This is a genomic window from Sandarakinorhabdus sp. (assembly GCF_987265915.1).
This window is the reverse complement of sequence record NZ_OZ503948.1, coordinates 2,295,018-2,314,006: the sequence shown is the minus strand read 5'-3', so window position 1 is coordinate 2,314,006 and position 18,989 is coordinate 2,295,018. Positions and strand designations below refer to the sequence as shown.

15 protein-coding genes and 1 tRNA gene are annotated in these 18,989 nt (G+C 65.6%); 9 read left to right on the top strand and 7 right to left on the bottom strand.

Annotated features, from left to right (window positions below; translation table 11 throughout):
* From ligA to AC6UUM_RS11415, 4 genes are all read right to left on the bottom strand, one after another.
* Entirely contained in the window at window positions 1-405 is a 405-nt protein-coding gene (ligA, locus tag AC6UUM_RS11430; protein ID WP_500802402.1) for a protocatechuate 4,5-dioxygenase subunit alpha, read from the bottom strand.
* On the bottom strand, window positions 402-1,436 hold the full coding sequence (locus AC6UUM_RS11425; RefSeq protein WP_500802401.1) for an amidohydrolase family protein: 1,035 nt from the start codon (window positions 1,434-1,436) through the stop codon (window positions 402-404). Before AC6UUM_RS11425 ends, ligA begins: the two co-directional genes overlap by 4 nt.
* Window positions 1,433-2,329: a DUF1932 domain-containing protein gene (locus tag AC6UUM_RS11420; RefSeq protein WP_500802400.1), complete on the bottom strand. Its 897-nt coding sequence runs from the start codon at window positions 2,327-2,329 to the stop codon at window positions 1,433-1,435. Before AC6UUM_RS11420 ends, AC6UUM_RS11425 begins: the two co-directional genes overlap by 4 nt.
* Before the next feature lie 66 nt (window positions 2,330-2,395).
* A complete protein-coding gene (locus AC6UUM_RS11415) occupies window positions 2,396-3,595 on the bottom strand; it encodes a LysR family transcriptional regulator (protein ID WP_500802399.1) in 1,200 nt (399 codons plus the stop codon).
* A gap of 99 nt (window positions 3,596-3,694) precedes the next feature.
* Between AC6UUM_RS11415 and ligK the strand changes: the two genes are divergently transcribed.
* Genes ligK through AC6UUM_RS11400 form a run of 3 tightly spaced genes read left to right on the top strand, consistent with a single transcriptional unit; the run spans window position 3,695 to window position 6,313 of the window.
* Entirely contained in the window at window positions 3,695-4,369 is a 675-nt protein-coding gene (gene ligK, locus AC6UUM_RS11410; protein ID WP_500802398.1) for a 4-carboxy-4-hydroxy-2-oxoadipate aldolase/oxaloacetate decarboxylase, read from the top strand.
* Window positions 4,362-5,420: a 4-oxalomesaconate tautomerase gene (locus AC6UUM_RS11405; protein ID WP_500802397.1), complete on the top strand. Its 1,059-nt coding sequence runs from the start codon at window positions 4,362-4,364 to the stop codon at window positions 5,418-5,420. Before ligK ends, AC6UUM_RS11405 begins: the two co-directional genes overlap by 8 nt.
* Complete coding sequence (locus AC6UUM_RS11400; RefSeq protein ID WP_500802396.1) at window positions 5,417-6,313, top strand: amidohydrolase family protein; 897 nt, start codon at window positions 5,417-5,419, stop codon at window positions 6,311-6,313. Before AC6UUM_RS11405 ends, AC6UUM_RS11400 begins: the two co-directional genes overlap by 4 nt.
* A gap of 12 nt (window positions 6,314-6,325) precedes the next feature.
* Here the strand turns inward: AC6UUM_RS11400 and AC6UUM_RS11395 are convergent, their stop codons facing one another.
* A complete protein-coding gene (locus AC6UUM_RS11395) occupies window positions 6,326-7,174 on the bottom strand; it encodes a transglutaminase-like domain-containing protein (RefSeq protein WP_500802395.1) in 849 nt (282 codons plus the stop codon).
* Between the two features lie 348 nt (window positions 7,175-7,522).
* Here AC6UUM_RS11395 and AC6UUM_RS11390 point away from each other — a divergent pair, with 348 nt between their 5' ends.
* Window positions 7,523-7,711, top strand: a complete 189-nt coding sequence (locus tag AC6UUM_RS11390; protein ID WP_500802394.1) for a CsbD family protein — start codon at window positions 7,523-7,525, stop codon at window positions 7,709-7,711.
* A gap of 115 nt (window positions 7,712-7,826) precedes the next feature.
* Window positions 7,827-11,873 carry a CheR family methyltransferase gene (locus AC6UUM_RS11385; protein ID WP_500802393.1) on the top strand — a complete coding sequence of 1,349 codons (4,047 nt, stop codon included), beginning with the start codon at window positions 7,827-7,829 and terminating at the stop codon, window positions 11,871-11,873.
* 247 nt (window positions 11,874-12,120) lie between these two features.
* Here AC6UUM_RS11385 and AC6UUM_RS11380 read toward each other — a convergent pair whose 3' ends face one another.
* Entirely contained in the window at window positions 12,121-13,698 is a 1,578-nt protein-coding gene (locus tag AC6UUM_RS11380) for a hypothetical protein (protein WP_500802392.1), read from the bottom strand.
* Window positions 13,699-13,871: 173 nt separating this feature from the next.
* Window positions 13,872-13,945: transfer RNA gene (locus tag AC6UUM_RS11375), tRNA-Gln, on the bottom strand.
* 189 nt (window positions 13,946-14,134) lie between these two features.
* Here AC6UUM_RS11375 and AC6UUM_RS11370 point away from each other — a divergent pair.
* The 4 genes from AC6UUM_RS11370 (at window position 14,135) to AC6UUM_RS11355 (ending at window position 18,678) form a co-directional block, all read left to right on the top strand.
* A complete protein-coding gene (locus AC6UUM_RS11370; RefSeq protein ID WP_500802391.1) occupies window positions 14,135-15,232 on the top strand; it encodes a Ppx/GppA phosphatase family protein in 1,098 nt (365 codons plus the stop codon).
* Window positions 15,229-15,930: an RlmE family RNA methyltransferase gene (locus AC6UUM_RS11365; RefSeq protein ID WP_500802390.1), complete on the top strand. Its 702-nt coding sequence runs from the start codon at window positions 15,229-15,231 to the stop codon at window positions 15,928-15,930. Before AC6UUM_RS11370 ends, AC6UUM_RS11365 begins: the two co-directional genes overlap by 4 nt.
* Window positions 15,931-15,967: 37 nt before the next feature.
* Complete coding sequence (locus AC6UUM_RS11360) at window positions 15,968-17,614, top strand: M28 family peptidase (protein WP_500802389.1); 1,647 nt, start codon at window positions 15,968-15,970, stop codon at window positions 17,612-17,614.
* 89 nt (window positions 17,615-17,703) lie between these two features.
* Window positions 17,704-18,678, top strand: a complete 975-nt coding sequence (locus tag AC6UUM_RS11355; protein ID WP_500802388.1) for an agmatine deiminase family protein — start codon at window positions 17,704-17,706, stop codon at window positions 18,676-18,678.
* Window positions 18,679-18,989 lie beyond the last annotated feature (311 nt).

Genomic DNA, 18,989 nt, shown 5'->3' with positions numbered 1-18,989 from the left:
TCAGCGCCCTTCGCGGATAGAGCGCACGCCGACCGGTGAACGGCCGCCGGCGATCATCATCGCCTGGTAATCAGCGACGCTCATGCCGGTCATGGTGCTCACCGCCTGCACGAACGACAGGCCATCGGTGGAGAAGATCTTGGCGAGGAAATAGATGTTGCCGCCCAGATCGAGCAGGCGGTTGTAATCTCGCGCCAGCACCGCGGCTTTCTGATCGTCGGTCAGCGACCAATCCGCCAGATAGGCGGCCTCGTCGGCCTTCCAGCGCGTGCGGTTTTCCGGCTGCATCAGGCTCATGCAGAACTGGTTGAGATGATATCCGGCGCGGGCGCGTTTCGTGGTGTAGACACGCGTGCCGGGAATATCGTCAAATTCGGCGAGATAGGCGTGGATGTCTTGTGTCACAGGCCGCGCGCCTTCAATTGCGCATCGAGGCGCGGGAACACCCGCCTCGCATTGCCCTCGAAGATCGCAGCGCGCGACTCTTCGTTGATCGGCAGGGCATCGACATAGCGTTTGGTATCATCGAAATACTGCCCGGTCGTCGGATCGATCCCGCGCACCGCGCCGACCATCTCGCTGCCGAACAGGATGTTTTTCGTATCGATCACTTCGGCCAGCAGGTTGATGCCCGGCTGGTGATAGACGCAGGTATCGAAGAACACATTGTCCATCAGATGATGGTCGAGCGCCGGCTTCTTCAGCATGTCGGCGAGGCCACGGAACCGCCCCCAATGATAGGGCACCGCGCCGCCGCCGTGCGGGATGATGAAGCGCAGGGTGGGAAAGCGCGCGAACAGATCGCCTTCCAGCAACTGCATGAAGGCGATGGTGTCGGCCGCCAGATAATAGGCGCCGGTGGCGTGCAGGGCCGGATTGCAGCTGCCCGACACGTGGATCATCGCCGGCACATCGAGTTCACACATCACTTCGTAGAACGGGAACCAGTAGGGATCGGTGAGCGGCGGATGCTTGAAGTGGCCGCCGCCCGGATCGGGATTGAGGTTGCAGCCGATGAAACCGAGCTGCTCCACACAGCGCCGCAACTCGGTGATCGAGGAGGCGAGATCGGCTTCCGGCGATTGCGGCAGCATGCACACTCCGGTGAACACGTCCGGATACAGCCCGACGACGCGGGCGATCAGATCATTGCAGGCGCGCGACCAGGGCACGGCCATCGTCTGATCGCCGACATGCGGGGCCATGGCACTGGCGCGCGGTGAGAAGATCGTCATGTCGGCGCCGCGCTCACGGATCAGCCGCAACTGGTTCTTCTCGATCGTCTCGCGGATATCGTCATCGCTGATCGCCGGGCAGGCCGGGCTGGGGATGCTGGCCTTGTAGGCGGCCTTCTGCGCCTCGCGCCACGCATCATGCGCTACCGGCGCCGTGGTGTAATGACCATGGCAATCGATCACCAAGGGTTTTCGGGTCATGCTGCGTTTCTTCCACGGTCTGCCCGGATGGCGTTTTCCTGGGCCAGGCCCTTATCAATGGTGGCAAGCCGCGCGGCCGCATCGGTGGCGGCCGGGATGTCGAGTTCGCCCAGCCGCTGCTGCCAGCCCTGGGTGGCGCTGGCCATGGCCGGGGGCACGCCCAGCGTTGCCAAGGTGGCGGCAACCTCGGCCATTTCCTCGGCGCGGCGGCGGCCATGGCTGGTCATGCGTTCCAGCCGATAGGCGAAATCCGCGGGCGCTGCTGGCCCCAAGGAGGCCAGGACCTGTTCCAGCACGCCGGCGCGGCTTGCGGCCACAGCACATTCGGCGGCCAGCGCCTCCATGCCCTTGATCATCACCGATCGGATCATCTTGATGGCGCTGGCCTGGCCGACGGCTTCGCCCACCACCGTCACCTCCGTGAACCCCAGAGTCGCCAGCGCCGCCGCGGCGTCGTGCGCGGCTGCGCCGGATACCAGCAGCGGCACGGCGCGCCGGGCCGGGTGCACCGGCGCCATCACCGCCACATCGGCATAATGCCCGCCGGCCGCGTTGATCGCGGCGGCGGCGGCCTGTTTTGTGGCCGGTGCGACGCTGTTCATGTCAAGATAGAGTGCGCCCGGTGTCAGCACCCGCGCCGCCTGGCGGGCCGCGACCAGCGCCTGACCCGCGGTGACCAGCGACAGGATCAGCCGGCCACCGGCCAGCGCATCGCCGAGCGTGGCGGCGCCATCGACATCCATGCGATCATAATCGGCACGCTTTTGCGCCCATTGCCCGGGCTCGTCGGTCTTGATGTCATAGGCGCTGATGGCCCAGATGCCGCGCGCTTCATCGCCGGCAAAGGCCATTGCGGCCTCGCCAAAGCCAATCATGCGAACAACGGGTTCCATGGCAGGTTCCATGGCCTTTGGATGCCTGCCACGCAGCAAGACTGCCAAATCGGTTTACCCAAGCCGTCATTCAAAAAACGGAAGTGGCTCTGTCTCGCTGATGCCGGCAACCGCTGCGATGCGGGCCAGAAAATCACGCTGCACCGGGCTGGGCCGCCAGCCATCGCGCAGCACCACCCCGATGCGGCGCGGCGGCAGCGGCAACGGTAGATCGAGCGCCGTCAGCAATCCCGCCGCCAGTTCGACCCTGACCTGATCGGGCGACAGCAGGGTCAGGCAATCGGTGGCCAGCAGCAGTTCGCGGATGGTCATCACCGATCCGCAGGCGATCGGGGCTGCAGGTACGTGCGCGCCGAACAGCGCCTGCCACTGCGCGGCCAACGGCGATCCGGGGCGGCCGATGATCCACGGATAATCCGCCAACGCCGCCAGCGTGGTGCCTTGCGACGCCAGCGGATGGCCGGCGCGGGCAATCACCGCCAGCCGATCATGGATCAGCGGCAGTTGCGCCAGATCGGCCGGTGCCGGTTCGCGCAGGGCGCCGATCATCAGATCGATGGCGCCGTCGCGCAGCTTTTCGACCAGATCGGCCCAGGCACCTTCGATCACTTCGGCCTGCATGCCCGGCCACGCCGGCAACAGCGCCGCCAGCGCTGCCGGCAGCAATCGGGCGCGCGACAAGGGCATGGCGCCGATTACCAGCCGGATCGGACCATCGGCGGGCATCAGGCTTTCCAGCCCGGCGCGATATTCGGCCGCCGCCAGCCGGAATTGGCGCGCCAGCACCCGGCCGGCCGCGGTGAGCGCCACACCGCGCCCGCGCCGTTCCACCAGATCATGCCCGGCCAGACGCTCGGTTTCGGCCACGGCCCGGTGCAGCGCCGGCTGTGACAGGCCCAGGCGCGCGGCGGCTTCGGCATAGCTGCCGGCTTCGGCCAGCGTGATGAAGGCGCGCAATTGTGCCATGCCGAGATGGTTGACCGGATTGAAGCCGCGGCGGTTGGCGCGTGCCAGCCCGGCCGCCAGCCGCGCTTCGGCCGCCACGATGCGATCAATCAACGCACTGCCCGCCGCTGTGGGCACCATGCCGCCCGGCAGCCGTTCGAACAGCCGCACCGCCAGCCGCGCCTCCAGTTGGGCCAGGCCTTGTGCCAGCGCCGGCTGGCTGATGCCGATGGTCGCCGCTGCTGCGCTTAGGCCGCCGCGCGCCGTCACCACCGGCAGGGCGCGCAGGTGACGAAGGTTCAGGGTGAACAGCAATTCCATCACCAGACTTAACCACAGCTTATGGCCAAGGTGCAAATCCGTCTTTGCCGTGGCAGGGGGCTTTGGCAGCGCGGGTGACAACATTTGCAGGAGCAGGGAATGGCAGGCATCGTGGTGCAGACAATCGAGCGGGCCGACCCCAACACCATCGCCGGGCTGGCGGCGGCCGGCGTGGCCACGGTGCACGAAGCGCAGGGGCGCACCGGGCTGCTGGCCCCGCGCATCCGGCCGATCTATGCCGGCGCGCGCATTTCGGGCAGTGCTGTCACCATCTCGGCGCCGCCGGGCGACAATTGGATGATCCATGTTGCCATCGAACAATTGCAGGCGGGCGACATCCTGGTGCTGGCGCCGACTTCGCCGTGCGAGGATGGCTATTTCGGCGATCTGCTCGCCACGTCGGCGCAGGTGCGTGGCTGCCAGGGGCTGGTGATCGATGCCGGTGTGCGCGATGTGCGCGATCTGCAGGCGATGGGCTTTCCGGTGTGGTCGCGGGCAGTGTTCGCGCAGGGCACGATCAAGGCGACATTGGGCAGCGTGAATGTGCCGATCGTCTGCGCCGGGGCGCTGGTCAACGCTGGTGACGTGATCGTTGCCGATGATGATGGCGTGTGCGTGGTGCCGCGCGGCACTGCAGATGCGGTGCTGGCCGCGGCGCAGGCGCGCGAGGCGGCCGAAACCGGCAAACGCGCGCGGCTGGCCAGCGGCGAGCTTGGCCTCGATATCTATGGCATGCGCGAGAAGCTGGCGGCACTGGGTCTCAAATATGTCTGATGGCGTTCGCTGCATGTGGATGCGCGGGGGCACATCGAAAGGCGGCTATTTCGTCGCTGATGATCTGCCTGCCGATGCGGCGGCGCGCGATGTGTTCCTGCTGCGGGTGATGGGATCACCGGACCCCCGCCAGATCGATGGCATGGGCGGCGCCGATCCGCTCACCTCCAAGGTCGCGGTGGTGCAGCGTTCTGTGCGTCCGGGGGTGGATGTCGATTATCTGTTCCTGCAAGTGTTCGTCGATCAGGCGATCGTCACTGACGCGCAGAATTGCGGGAATATCCTGGCGGGAGTCGGGCCCTTCGCGATCGAGCGCGGGCTGGTGGCAGCGCTCGATGGCATCACGCGGGTGACGATCTGGATGGAAAACACTGGCCAGGTCGCGGTGGCCGAGGTGCAAACGCCGGGCGGGCGGGTCTGCTATGCCGGTGATGCCGCCATCGATGGCGTGCCGGGAACGGCGGCTGCGATCCCGCTGCTGTTCCGCGATACCGCCGGCTCCAGCTGCGGCGCGTTGCTGCCCACCGGCCATGTGGTGGACATGGTGGCGGGCACGGCCGTCACGCTGATCGACAATGGCATGCCCTGCGTGGTGATTGCCGCAAGCGATCTGGGTGTGACCGGCCACGAAAGCCGCGAGATATTGGACGGCGATGCCGGACTGAAGGCCAGGCTGGAGGAAATCCGGCTGGCGGCTGGGCCGTTGATGAATCTTGGTGATGTGGCCCAGAAATCCGTGCCCAAGATGATGCTGGTGGCGCCGCCGGCGGGGCAGGGCCATCTCGCGGTGCGCAGCTTCATTCCGCACCGCTGCCATGCCAGCATCGGTGTGCTCGGCGCGGTCAGCGTGGCCACTGCGGCGCTGCTGCCCGGTAGCCCAGCCGCCACCGTGATCGCCGCGCTGCCGGATGGCCCCAACAAGACAATCGTGATCGAGCATCCCACCGGGGTCACCGAATGCGTGGTGTCGCTGGATGATACCGGCCACGTGATCGGCGCCGGCATGCTGCGCACGGCGCGCAAATTGATGGAAGGCGTGGTGTTCGCATGACCGCACGGATCAAGAGCTGGATCGACACGCCCTCGAATCCTGGCTTTGTGCCGCCGCCGGGCGCAGTCGATGCGCATTGCCATGTGTTTGGCCCGATGGCGCAATTCCCGTTCAGCCCGAAGGCCAAATATCTGCCCGAAGATGCCGGGCCCGATCAGCTGTTTGCGCTGCGCGACCGGTTGGGGCTGGCACGCAATGTGATCGTGCAGGCCAGTTGCCATGGTACCGACAATGCAGCGACCCTGCACGCCATCGCCGTTTCGGGCGGGCGCGCGCGCGGCGTGGCGGTGGTCGATCCCGGTATTTCGGATGCGGACCTGGATGCGCTGCACGCCGGCGGCATCCGCGGCATCCGCTTCAATTTCCTCAAGCGGCTGGTCGATGATGCGCCCAAGGACAAGTTCCTGGCGGTGGCGCAGCGCATCGTGCGGCTGGGCTGGCATGTGGTGGTTTATTTCGAGGCCGATAGCCTTGCCGAACTGCGGCCGTTCCTGGCGGCGCTGCCGGTGCCGATCGTGATCGATCACATGGGCCGCCCCGATGTGCGCCAGGGGCCGGATGGCGCCGACATGCAGGCCTTTCGCGCCCTGTTGAATTCACGGCCGGATATCTGGTTCAAGGCGACCTGTCCGGACCGGCTGGATGCCATCAAGGATGGCGGTGCCGGCGCACCGTGGCAGGCCTTTGCCGATGCCGTGGCGCCGCTGGTCGCGGATTATCCCAACCGCTGCCTGTGGGGCACCGATTGGCCCCATCCCAATATGGAGACCGAAATTCCCGATGATGGCGCGTTGATCGACATGATCCCACGCATCGCGCCGACGGCGGCGCTGCAACAGGCGTTGCTCGTTGACAATCCGATGCGGCTGTATTGGCCGGATGAACTGGGCTGAGAGCAGAGTGACTCAGGGCCGGGGCGGGTCGACCGGCTGCCAGTGCACCGGCACGTCGCCGGTCACTTCATAGGTCCACACAAAGAACCGATCCAGCTGGTGCGGCCCGAAGCTGTTGATCAGCGGCACGTCGGCGGCATCGCGGCCGCGCGCGATCACGATGCGGCCGATGCGGCGCCGGTTGTTGCGCGGATCGAAGGTGAACCAGCCACCCGCCAGATAGACCTCCATCCAGGCGCTGAAATCCATCGGATCGACAATGGGCACGCCGATATCGCCAAGATGGCCGTTCACATAGCGGGCCGGGATGTTGAGACAGCGGCACAGGGCGATGGCGAGGTGGGCATAATCGCGGCACACACCAACCCGGTTTTCCAGGGTTTCGAGCGCAGTGCGGGTGGCGCTGGCATTGCCATAATCAAAGCTGATGTGGCTGTGGACGAAATCGACCACTGCCTGCACCCGGTTCCAGCCCGGCGGGACGCTGCCAAAGCGGTCCCACGCGAACTGGCTGAGCCGATCGGTCTCGCAATAGCGACTGCCCATCAGATGGACGAGTGTAGCGGCCGGCAATTGCGCCACCGGCACTTCAGCGGCATCTGTGTGCCACGGATCGACAGGGTCTTCGCACGCCACGACCGCATCGCCCTCCAGCACCAGCGGGCCGGCGGGCGCCAGCAGGCGTTGGCAGCGGTTGCCGAACCCATCGGTATAGAAGGTGGCGGCCGTGGCGGAACTGTTGCGGCGCATTTCCACCAGCACACGGGCGCGATGCTGATCATCGCGCGGCGTCATCATCAGTACCATCGGGGTGGGCTGGGCGCAGTTGATGGCGATCCTGTACCCGCAGCGGATCAGCATGGGGTAAGCGCTGCCATGGTCAGGCACAGGGTGCCGGGCAGGCATGGAGGATCGCTTCGTGTTTGCAACATTTCACTCCCGACGCTTCGAACCACGCCAAACTGCTTCATTCACCCATATCCGGCCTGGCGGCACTGCGGGCGAGGTTCGGAATCCACGTCCGCCTGGCCCCCGGCCGGGCAGGGCCATGGGCAAATGCCTGCGTAGAAGCCGAAGCTGCCGGGCAATACTCATGGCGGTTAATGAGGATATGCTGCTCCGGCCATTTCCAGCGGGTCCCGATCCAGACCCTTGGCCGGGGCAGCACCGTGCCAACCCCCAGGCGCGGTTCCGCACAGGAGAACCACCATGAGCATTGACAAGAACCGCGTCGAAGGCGCGGGCAAGCAAGTTGTCGGCAGCGTCAAGGAAGCCACGGGCAAATTATTTGACAACAAGGGCCTTGAAATCGAAGGCAAGATCGAAAAGACCGAAGGCAAGATCCAGAGCGCGGTCGGCAAGGCCAGCGACAAGGTCAAGCACGCGCTCGACGATTGATTCAGGCGTTTGCCGGTTCAGGCCGGGCCAATATGGTCCGGCCTGAACCGCGCCTTGTGGATCGTCTTGCACCACGCAAGACGCGACCCCGCCGATCTGCTACCATATCTGATTGTTGGAGCACCAATCGCTGAAACCCGATCAAACTGATGCGCAAGGCGCCCCGATCGAAGGCCCGTCTGGCGGCGCGGGCCAGTTCGTGGTTGCCATCGGCGGTTCTGCGGGCGGGCTGGAGGCGTTTCGCGGCCTGATCAGTGGCCTGCCGGCGGTAAGCGGCATTGCCTATGTGCTGGTTCAGCATCTCGATCCCGATCACAATTCGATCCTTGCCGAACTGCTGGGCGCGGGCACGCCGATTCCGGTGGTGGAAGTGCGCCAGGATATGCCGTTGCTGCCGGATCGGGTGCATGTGATCCCGGCCGGCGGCCGCATCGCCGTGAAGGATGGCGTGCTGCACTTGTCGGCAGCGCTCAAGAATCGCGGGCCGCGGTTGCCGATCGATTTCCTGTTCGCGTCTCTGGCGCATGAGCCCGGCTTGCGCGTTGTGGCCATTGTTCTGTCGGGCAATGGCGTCGATGGCGCCGAAGGCGTGCGCGCCATCCACGCCGCCGGCGGCCACGTGATCGTGCAGGAGCCGACCGAAGCCGGCTATGACAGCATGCCGCTGGCGACGATCGCCACGGGCTGCGTCGATGAAGTCTTGCCGGTGGCGGCGATGGGCGCCGCCATCATGGCCCGGCATGATATTGCGGCCGGCCCCGACCAGAAATCTGTTGCCGGCAAAGCCGCTGCAACGCCGAAACCGGATCAGGATTGGGTGCAGCCGGTGTTGGCCCGGTTGAAAAGCAGCGGGCATGATTTCAGCGGCTACAAGACCGGCACCATGCAGCGCCGCGTCGAACGCCGCGCCCGGCTGGCGGGCTATGCCGGCGATGATGCCATATCCCGATATGCCGCGCGGCTGGAAAATGATCCGATCGAGATCAAGGCGCTGGCCAATGATCTGCTGATCAACGTCACCAGCTTTTTCCGGGACGAAGCCGTGTTTGCGGCACTGGGCGCGCAATCCATCCCGGAACTGGTGCGCACCCATAGCGGGGACGGGCCGCTGCGGCTGTGGAGCGCCGGCTGCAGCAGTGGTGAAGAGGCCTGGTCGCTGGCGATGCTGGTGCAGGAAGAGCTGTCGCGCAGCAAATCCACCCTGAAATTGCAATTGTTTGCCACCGATCTTGATCCCGATGTGATCGCCACGGCGCGGCGCGGCCTGTATCCCGGCAGCATAGCGGCCGATATCAGCGAGGAACGGCTCAAGCGCTTCTTCACCGCCGAAGACGATGGCTGGCGGATCGGCCCGGGGTTGCAGGCGTCGGTGGTGTTTGCCGTCCATGATCTGCTCACCGATCCGCCCTTTTCGCGCATCGACATGGTGGTCTGTCGCAACCTGCTGATCTATCTGCAGCCAGCCGCCCAGGCCCGCACCTTCAGCCTGTTCCATTTCGCATTGCGGCCCGGCGGTCTGCTGCTGCTCGGCAGCGCCGAAGCCGTACCCAATGCCTGGCCGGTCGCCGGGCGCGCTGCGGTGGCCCCCTTCACCCAGATCGCCAAGGATGCGCAATTGTATCGGCGCAATCCCGGCAACTGGCCAGTTGTGCCGGCAACAGCGGCCGGTGCCACGCCGGCCGGCTTTCCCGGTGTGGCGATGTTGCCCGCGACACGGCCGTTGCCGGCACTGCCGTCGGCGCGGCTGCAGGCGCTGGAAGCGGAACTGGCGAGCATTCGCGCCGACCTGATTGTCAGCAGCCTGCATCCCGAACAGGCCGATGTCGAACGCATGGCCATCCATGCCGACACCTTGCTGCGCAACCAGGATTTCCAGGCCGCAAACGAAGAACTGATCACCTCGCAGGAAGAGCTGCAATCCCTGAACGAGGAACTGGTCGCGCTGAACGGCCAGTTGCAGGAAACCATCGACCGCCAGCGCACCACGGCCGACGATTTGCAGAACATCCTGTACAGCACCGATGTCGCGACCATCTTCCTCGACATGACGGGCCAGATCCGGTTTTTCACGCCGGCCACGCGCGCGCTGTTCAACATGCTGCCGGCCGACATCGGCCGGCCGCTGGCCGATCTGGCGCCGTTCACGCCCGATCCGCTGCTCGATAGCGACATGGCCCGCGTGAAGGACGGCGCCCCGCCCGTGGACAGGGAGGTCGAATCGGCGGCCGGCATTTGTTATTGCCGGCGCGTGCTGGCGTATCGCAGCCACGATCAGCAGATCGAAGGCGTGATCATCACCTATACCGACATCACCGATCGCAAGCGCAGTTCGGCCGCCTTGCAAGAGGCGCGGCAGGTGGCCGAGGCCGCCAATCTCGCCAAGTCACGCTTCCTGGCGGCGGCCAGCCACGATCTGCGCCAGCCGCTGCAAGCCCTGGTGCTGATGCAGGAACTCCTGTCGCAGAAAGTCTCGGATCCGGAATGCCGGAGCTTGCTCTCCCGCGTTGATCGCACGCTCGATGCCATGGCGGCGATGCTGGACAGCATGCTGGACATCAATCGCATCGAAGCCGGCGCCGTTACCATCGATGCGGGCAGCGTTGTGCTGGATGATCTGCTGCGCGAAACTGTGCAGGGGCTGGCGTTGCAGGCCGATGCGACGGGGCTGAGGCTGCGCTGGGTGCGATCGGGTCTGACCATCGTGTCCGACGCGCGGCATCTGGCGACCATCTTGCAGAATCTGGTGGTCAACGCGCTGAAATACACGGCGCGCGGCGGGGTGTTGGTGGGCGCCCGGCGGCGCGGCCACCAGGTGATGATCGAAGTATGGGACAGCGGCATCGGCATCCCGCCCGAAAAATTCGAAGCGGTGTTCCAGCCCTATCACCAGCTCGGTCCGGCCGCCGATGATCGCGGCCGTGGTCTTGGCCTTGGCCTGGCGATCGTGCGCAGCATGGCGGAGTTGCTGGGCCATCATGTCAGCCTGCGGTCCCGCGTTGGCCGCGGATCGGTGTTCAGCATCAGCGTGCCGCTGGCGCCAACCGCTGCGGGTGCCGTTCCGGCCTGTGGCGCGGATAGCGCGCCGGCGGCGGCGGCGCTGCCGCCACCTCCGCCGGCCGGTTCGCGCATTCTGGTGATCGATGACGACCCGCAGCTGCTGGAGCTGCTCGAACAGATGCTGCACGACGACGGCCACAAGGTGACGACGGCGCGCGATCAGGCCGAGGCGCTGGCCGCGCTGCTGCCGACGGCGCCAGATCTGATCATTTCGGATTTCCGTCTGGCCGACGGTCGTGACGGGCTGGAACTGGCACAGATCCTGCGCACGTCGGCTCACCAGATCAGTGGCCGCAACCTGCCGGTAATCATCCTGACTGGCGATATCTCCATCGACACGCTGGTGCGGTTCGTGGCGCATGATGTGGTCCGCCTGTCAAAACCGGTGCGGCCGACCGAGCTGCGCAGCGCCATCGCCGGGCTGTTGGGCCAGCGGGAACCGGATGCCGTGCCCGATGCCCTTGCTGTGCCGACCAACCCGGCCACGCTGAATATCGTGCATGTGATCGATGATGATCCCTCGCTGCTGCGCGCCTTGGGGTTGTTGTTATCGGCGGCCGACCTGCCGATCCGGCTGCACGCGTCGGCGGAGGCGTTTCGGGCCAACTGGCAGCCGGACAAGGCAGGATGCCTGCTGATCGATGTGCGCCTGCCGGGCGAAAACGGCATGGACCTGCTGAAGAGCCTCAAGGCCGCCGGCACGCTGCCACCCACCATCTTGATGACGGGGCGCGGCGACATCGGCACCGCCGTGGCGGCGATGCGCGCCGGCGCGATCGATTTCATCGAAAAGCCGGTGAGCGGGACGCAGATCGTTGACAGCATCCGCCGTGCCCTGGCCAGCGGCGAAGGCCGCCACGCCGCCGATGCCGAACGGGCCGCGGCGCTGGGCAGGCTCGCCAAGCTTACGGTGCGGCAGCGTCAGGTGATGGCCATGGTGCTGCAAGGCCACCCCAGCAAGAACATCGCTGCTGATCTGAACCTCAGCCAGCGCACCGTGGAAAATCACCGCGCCGAAATCATGCGGCGCAGCGAGTGTCGTTCCCTGCCGGAACTGGCGCGCCTGGTGATGTTTGCCGATCCGGCCGCAGTCAGCTTTCGCTGAGGCGACGAAAAAGGAACCAGGTGAGCGCCGCCGATGCAATTGGGCATCCGGCATTGGCGCGGGGGGGACCGGCAATGCCGCGATCGCGGGGGGCGATGATGGGCGAGCCCACCTGGCCCGATTTGTCTAGCCTTGTTGGCCGCCGCCATGCGAGGCACGGAATCTACCCAAAATAACGCCGGCCCCGTTCGCCACATACCCAAGGCTGGAGCGGGTCAGGGATGAAACTGGCGGGGCCGGCGCCCGATCAGCGTTTGGCGGCGTAGGCGCCAATGTCGGGCGGGGTGCCGCGCCGCGTACCGGAATAATCCTGCGCGGGGGCATCGGCCGGATTGCCGGCCGCCCTTGCCTTGGCGCCGGGCCGCAACCGCACGTCAAACTGGTATTTCTCGGGTGCGTAGTTGATGAACATGCCCTTGGTGCCAGCACCATCCACCCTGTTCTTGGCGATGGCTTTACCATTCGAATAGGTGCCTTCGCGGTTGTTGTAGATGGTTTTGCCATCGATGTCATAGGCCATGAGGCAGTGGCCATCGTTGGCGAGACAGATGTTGTGATCCATGGCCATGTTGCGATTGGGCGCTTTGCTTTGCAGAACCAGGCCGGTGGCGATGTTGTTGCGGACCAGCACGTCATTGGACGGGCTGCCTTCATGGCTGGAGCCGCCGACCCTGATCCAGGACTGACACATGACATTGCCATTGGGATGGCGTGTGCCAATCGTGGAGCCATCGTCGAGCACGGTGTTGTTGATGATCTTGGCGCCGTGCAAACTGGCAAACGACATGCCATGACAGGTTGATGAGATCACGACATTGTTGGAAACGGTGACGTTGAACCAGTCTGAATTGAAGGCGCTGATGCCCTGGACCATGCCGGGAAAGCGGACGCTGTTGGCTGAAGTCTGGCGGATGGCAAGGTTCCCGTCGATCAGTATGTTGCGATACTGGTTTGATGGGATATCGGGGAACTTCCGGCCGATCTGGCCCTGCATGAAATCATTGTGATTGCCATCGCCCAACGTGTTGCTGTTGGTGAGGATATTGTGGCTGATGATCAGATTGCTGGCTGCAAAGGCCAGGAAATCGCCGCCGACATTGTCGATGCGATTGTTGGTGAACAAGCTGTTCTCGGCCATCAGGCCGGCACCATGGCGCAGGTTGCGGAACACGCTGTTCCGCACCGTGAGACATTTGATTCCGCCGAAACTGCCGTCTGAGCGCAAGCCTTGGAAGCGGGCCTTGGCCAGCCAATCAGCCTTTGACCAGTCATCCACATCGTCGGCAGAGGAAATCTCAACCCCATCGAGGATGATGTCCTCGGCCTGCTCACCCTTGCGATCGGTAAAGTTGACCAGTGGGTTGAACCCATCGGCGGTGGACTGGATCTTCAGGCCGCGCACGATGATCCGGTTGGCATTGAAGAATTGCAGCGTTGTGGCGTGCGGTGTTTGTCCGGGCGCGGCGGCAATCGTCAGGAAGGCGTTGCTTGCGGTGGGCTGCCGGCGGAAATTGATGCGGATATTGCCATGGTTGCCGCTCATCAGCAGGATGGTGTCGCCGGGATTGATCCCGGAGGGGCGCAGCGCTTGCAGCGCCGAATTCAAAAATCCTGAGCGATAGGGGCGATCAAGGACCGCTTGCAGGCTTTGCCATGGCCGTGCTGCCGAGCCATCGCCATCCGGGCTGCCCTTGACCGGATCGACCACCCAGACCCGGCCATTGGCAAGCGATGGCATGGTGCAGTTCGAATGGACCGCCAGCGACGGCGCCGCCACAGCTGCGGTAGTCGTGGTGCACGCCAGCGCGAGAGCCAACAAGTGCATGTGGGAGGGCAAGCGCAACACCATGATCCATCCAGACATCGCTGCGGCCGCCTTCGCGGCGACACGCATCGCGCGGAACGCTACACCAGAAACCCGGTTTGGGCCATGCGCCCCGAAGGCCCGATAGCACTGGAAACGACCGGCAGACACGGCAACACGCCCGGAACCAGCGCTGGATGCCCCGCGAGGATTCGAACCTCGATTAACGGTGTCAGAGACCGGAGTCTTACCTTTAGACGACAGGGCAGTGGCCAGAAGGAGGGCATTAGCGCCGGGTGGACTTTCGGTCAACACCTGCACGATGCCACCGGCATTGGGACGGATTTGCGTTTGTGGGATGAAGCGGTTAGCTTGGCAACAGGTTCCGTTGCGGTGCGCTGGCCATCTATCAGGATGGTTATTGGCCAAGGCGGGGAAATTTTGACTGGACTTGCCGATGCCGGCCCGAAGTGATTTTGCCGCGGTTGATCCCGGCCCGTCCGCCCCACCCCGCGGCGGACAAGCGGCAGCGCCGCGCAGCGGGCCGCTGCCGCGCAACACCGCGGCGGCGGGCAAGCGCGGCCGATCCTATGGCGCGCTCGATCTGGGCACCAACAATTGCCGGTTGTTGATCGCGCGCCCGTCGCCGGATGGCTTTACCGTGGTGGACGCCTACAGCCGGGTGGTGCGGCTGGGCGAGGGCCTTATGGAGGCCGGGCGCCTGTCTGATGCGGCCATGGATCGCACGGTGGCCGCGCTGGCCGCCTGTGCGGAAAAGCTGGCGCGGCGGGACGTCCGCCTTACCCGAAATGTCGCCACCGAAGCCTGCCGCCGCGCCAGCAACGGCCTGGCCTTTGTGGAGCGTGTCTATGCCGAAACCGGGATCGCGCTGGATGTGATCAGCCCGGCCGAGGAGGCGCGGCTTGCGGTGCTGGGCTGCCATGTGCTGATCGATCCCGATGGCCCGCCGGCGCTGGTGTTCGATATCGGCGGCGGATCGACCGAGCTGATGCTGGTCGGCGATGCCACCGACGGCGGCGGCCCGCCGGAGATCATCGACTGGATCTCGATGCCGTGGGGCGTTGTCAGCTTGGCCGAAACCGAACCGCAATGGCCGGACGCCCACGACCGCCTTTCCGCCTATGAACGCATGCTGGGCGAAGTGCAGCCGTTGCTGGCCAGCTTTGCCAAACGCCTCACCGCACGTGGGGTGGGCACGGTGCAGTTGCTGGGCACATCGGGCACCATCACCACCCTGGCCAGTGTGCAACTCGGCCTGCCCGGCTATGATCGGCGCCGGGTGGATGGGTGCGCGGTGGGGAACAGCGAATTGTCGGCGCTGTGCCGGTCAATCGGGCTGCGCAGCGTCGCCGATCGGGCCCGCATCGCCTGTGTGGGGCCGGACCGCGCCGAACTGATCGTTGCCGGCTGCGCCATTCTCGAGGCGATCCTGACGCGCTGGCCGGGCGGCGAGGTCAAGGTGGCGGATCGCGGCATCCGCGAAGGCATCTTGCGCACGCTGATGACCCGCGATGGCGTCTGGATGCCACGATGAGCGGGCAGCCAACCGGCGGCGATGGCCGTTCGCGCGGCGGCAAGGTGCGGGTGAAGACCGCGCGGCGCCGCAGCCCGCAATCGACCCGCTGGCTGGAACGCCAGCTCAATGATCCTTATGTCGCGGCGGCCAAGGCGCAAGGCTATCGCAGCCGCGCTGCCTTCAAGCTGAAGGAGCTTGATGCGCAATTCGATATGCTGGCCGGGGTGGAGCGTGTGGTCGATCTGGGTGCAGCGCCAGGCGGCTGGTGCCAGGTGGTGAAGGAGCGCCGTCCAAGGGCCAAGGTGGTGGGCATGGACCTGCTCGCCATCGAGCCGCTGGTCGGGGTCGATCTGTTCCAGAAGGACATCACCGATGATGACAGCGAGGCACTGATCCTGGCGACCTTGGGCGGCCCGGCCGATGTGGTGATGAGCGACATGGCCGCCAATACCGTCGGCCACAAGATGACCGACCATCTGCGCACCATGGGCCTGATCGAGGCGGCGCTCGACATGGCGACCCGGCTGCTCAGGCCGGGCGGCAGCTTTGTCGCCAAGGTGCTGGCCGGCGGCGGCGACGGGCAGCTTACGGCGGCACTGCGGCAGCATTTCACCGTGGTCAAGCATGTGAAGCCGCCAGCCAGCCGCAAGGGATCGAGCGAATGGTATGTGGTGGCGCAAGGTTTCAAGGGCGACGCACCGATCCCGCCCGGATGATATTGCGCCCGACCGGCAGGGCTGGCAGACTTTGCCGATGCGCACCTTGATCCCACTCCTGGCTTTGCTCACCGCCGCAGCGCCACCGCCCCCGACTGCACCGGCCATCGATGTCGAGCAGATGAAGCGCGATCTCGCGACCCTGGCTTCTGACGAATATGAAGGCCGTGCGCCGGCCACCGCCGGGGAGGCCAAGACCATCGCCTATCTGGCCCAGCGCATGGCCGCGATCGGCCTGAAGCCCGGCAACAACGGCAAATGGCTGCAACCGGTGCCGCTGGTGGCGATCACCACCGATCCCGCCGCACCCATCCGCATCGCAGGCGGCGCGTCGCCACTGACGCTGGCGATGAACAGTGATGTAGCGGTGAAGACCCTGCGACCGCAGCCGCAGATTGCGCTCGAAGCCTCCCAAATCGTGTTTGTCGGCTATGGCATTGTCGCGCCGGAACGCGGCTGGAACGACTATGCCGGGCTGGATGTGCGCGGCAAGACCGTGCTCGTGCTGGTCAATGATCCGGATTGGCAGACGCCGGCTGCCGGCAAGGATGCGGGGCCATTCGAAGGCCGCGCCATCACTTATTATGGCCGCTTCACCTACAAATATGAGGAAGCGCTGCGCCAGGGCGCGGCGGCCGTGCTGGTCATCCATGATGAGGAACCGGCCGGCTACCCCTGGGGTGTGATCGGCACCAGCGTCGGCAAACCGGCGCTGGGTCTGGACCAGGGGGCGAAGGCGGCTTCGGCGCTGCAATTTGAAGGCTGGATCACCAAGGCGGCTGCGGCGCGCCTGCTGGCCAGCGGAGGCCTTGATCTTGGCACGCTGGAGGCTGCGGCGAAGTTCCAGGGCTTCCGTGCCGTGCCGACCAGGCTGACCGCGTCGCTGACGGCAGAGAACAAGGTGGAACGGTCGGTTTCGTACAATGTGATGGGTATATTGCCGGGCACGAAGCGCCCCGATGAAGTGGTGCTGTTTTCAGGCCATTGGGATCATGTCGGTCGCTGCAAGGCCGACGCGACCGGCGACGATATCTGCAACGGTGCGCTCGACAACGCGTCGGGCACCGCCGGCGTGCTGGCGTTGGCCGGGGCGCTGGCCAAGGCCCCGCGGACGGAGCGGTCCATGCTGTTCGTTTCCTGGACTCTGGAAGAGGCCGGCCTGCTCGGCTCGCGATACTATGCCGAACATCCGCTGTTTCCGCTCGGCAAGACGGTGGGCGGCGTCAACATGGATGTCCTCGGCATGTATGGCGCCCATGATGGCCTTACGATTGCCGGGGCCGGGAAATCGGAACTGGAGGCCAGGGCCGCCCGCCTGGCCGCAGCGCAGGGCCGCCGGCTGGTGCCGGAAGCCTCGCCGGAAAAGGGCCGCTATTTCCGGTCAGACCATTTCAGCCTGGCCAAGTTGGGGGTGCCGATGCTGATGGCGACCGGCGGTGGCGAGTTGATCGGCAAGCCGAAGGGCGCCGCTGCGGCTGCCGCCAATGATTATGTCGATCATCGTTACCACCAGCCATCCGATGAATATGATCCGAACTGGGATTGGGGCGGCGTGGTGCAGGATCTGACGTTGTTTGCGCAATTCGGCCGCGAACTGGCCGATGGCAAGGATTGGCCGAACTGGCTGCCGGGCAGTGAGTTCCGCAGCATCCGGGACCAGAGCCGGGCGGGGTTCAAGGAATAGCATCTGCCCGGCGCTTGATGCTCCCAAAATGCTGCCGTTGCGCAGCGCCGCGGGTTCCGGCAATCAGCGTTCATGATGAGATCGCCCCAATGACCGCCCGCCAACCCGCCGAATGGATGCCGCACGCCGCCACCTGGACGGCATTCCCCAGCGCTGCCGATTTGTGGCAGGACGATCTCGCCCCGGCGCAGGAGGAAGTCGCCGCCATGGTCCGTGCCGTGGCGCGCGGCGAGCGGGTGGAATTGCTGGTGGCCACGCCCGAAGCCCGGGCGCGCGCCGAGGACCTGCTCGCCGGTGCCGACGTGCGCATCCATGATTATGGCTTTGGCGACATCTGGCTGCGCGATACCGGGCCTTTGTTCATGGCCTCTCCGGTCGGCGCGGCGGCGGCGGGCTTCCGCTTCAACGGCTGGGGCGGCAAATATGATCTGCCCGGCGATGATGGCGTTGCGGCCTTTGTCGCCAAGGCCGCCGGGGTGCCGTTGGCGCGCCATGGCTGGGTGCTGGAAGGCGGCGCCATCGATTGCGATGGCACCGGGCTGGCGGTGACCACCGAACAATGCCTGCTCAACCCCAACCGCAACCCGCGGATGGACCGGATCGAGGTGGAAAGCCATTTGCGCCGCGACCTGGGAATCACCTCCGTGCTGTGGCTGGGCGAGGGGCTGCTCAACGATCATACCGACGGCCATGTCGACAATCTGGCGCGCTTCGTGGCGCCGGGCCGGCTGGCGCTGCCGGTGGCGGCCGGGCGGGATGATCCGAACGCCGATGTGTATGAAGATGCCGCCGATCGCGCCCGCGATTTCGGGCTGGAGGTTGTGCCCATCCCGTCGCCGGGGCGGGTGGAGGCCGACGGCAAGATCGTGCCGGCCAGCCACATGAATTTCTACATCGCCAATGCCGTGGTGGTGGTCCCGCTCTATGGCACCGCCAGCGACGCCGATGCGGTCAAGGCGATTGCCGCGCTGTTCCCGGACCGTGAGGTGCTGGGGATGCGGGCGGATCATATCCTGACCGGCGGCGGCAGCTTCCACTGCATCACCCAGCAGCAGCCGAAGTAACCCCTCTCCCCTTGGGGGAGAGGGAGGGGCCCGCCGCGCAGCGGTGGGAGGGTGAGGGTGGGCAAGCGTTGCCACACGCGCACCCGATTGCGCCGGCTTGCTTCAATCCATTCGATTGAGAAAGAGCCACCGGATGCAAGAACTCCGGCCTTCAGTTTTTCCACATTGGACGAATTGGGTGGGATACAGCCTTGAAATTGCGCGACTCTTAAAAAACGCGCCGTCTGCCCATGATCATCCAACAGGGGCATCATGACAGGTGCAGGCCGTGTAGGACAGGCCCGGACGGCAATTGCGGACAAGCAACCCGA

Coding starts and splice junctions, on each gene's coding strand:
- AC6UUM_RS11425 (WP_500802401.1), bottom strand. CDS start 1,436: ATGACCCGAAAACCCTTGGTGATCGATTGCCATGGTCATTACACCACG.
- AC6UUM_RS11420 (WP_500802400.1), bottom strand. CDS start 2,329: ATGGAACCCGTTGTTCGCATGATTGGCTTTGGCGAGGCCGCAATGGCC.
- AC6UUM_RS11415 (WP_500802399.1), bottom strand. CDS start 3,595: ATGGAATTGCTGTTCACCCTGAACCTTCGTCACCTGCGCGCCCTGCCG.
- ligK (WP_500802398.1), top strand. CDS start 3,695: ATGGCAGGCATCGTGGTGCAGACAATCGAGCGGGCCGACCCCAACACC.
- AC6UUM_RS11405 (WP_500802397.1), top strand. CDS start 4,362: ATGTCTGATGGCGTTCGCTGCATGTGGATGCGCGGGGGCACATCGAAA.
- AC6UUM_RS11400 (WP_500802396.1), top strand. CDS start 5,417: ATGACCGCACGGATCAAGAGCTGGATCGACACGCCCTCGAATCCTGGC.
- AC6UUM_RS11395 (WP_500802395.1), bottom strand. CDS start 7,174: ATGCTGATCCGCTGCGGGTACAGGATCGCCATCAACTGCGCCCAGCCC.
- AC6UUM_RS11390 (WP_500802394.1), top strand. CDS start 7,523: ATGAGCATTGACAAGAACCGCGTCGAAGGCGCGGGCAAGCAAGTTGTC.
- AC6UUM_RS11380 (WP_500802392.1), bottom strand. CDS start 13,698: ATGCACTTGTTGGCTCTCGCGCTGGCGTGCACCACGACTACCGCAGCT.
- AC6UUM_RS11370 (WP_500802391.1), top strand. CDS start 14,135: ATGCCGGCCCGAAGTGATTTTGCCGCGGTTGATCCCGGCCCGTCCGCC.
- AC6UUM_RS11365 (WP_500802390.1), top strand. CDS start 15,229: ATGAGCGGGCAGCCAACCGGCGGCGATGGCCGTTCGCGCGGCGGCAAG.
- AC6UUM_RS11360 (WP_500802389.1), top strand. CDS start 15,968: ATGCGCACCTTGATCCCACTCCTGGCTTTGCTCACCGCCGCAGCGCCA.
- AC6UUM_RS11355 (WP_500802388.1), top strand. CDS start 17,704: ATGACCGCCCGCCAACCCGCCGAATGGATGCCGCACGCCGCCACCTGG.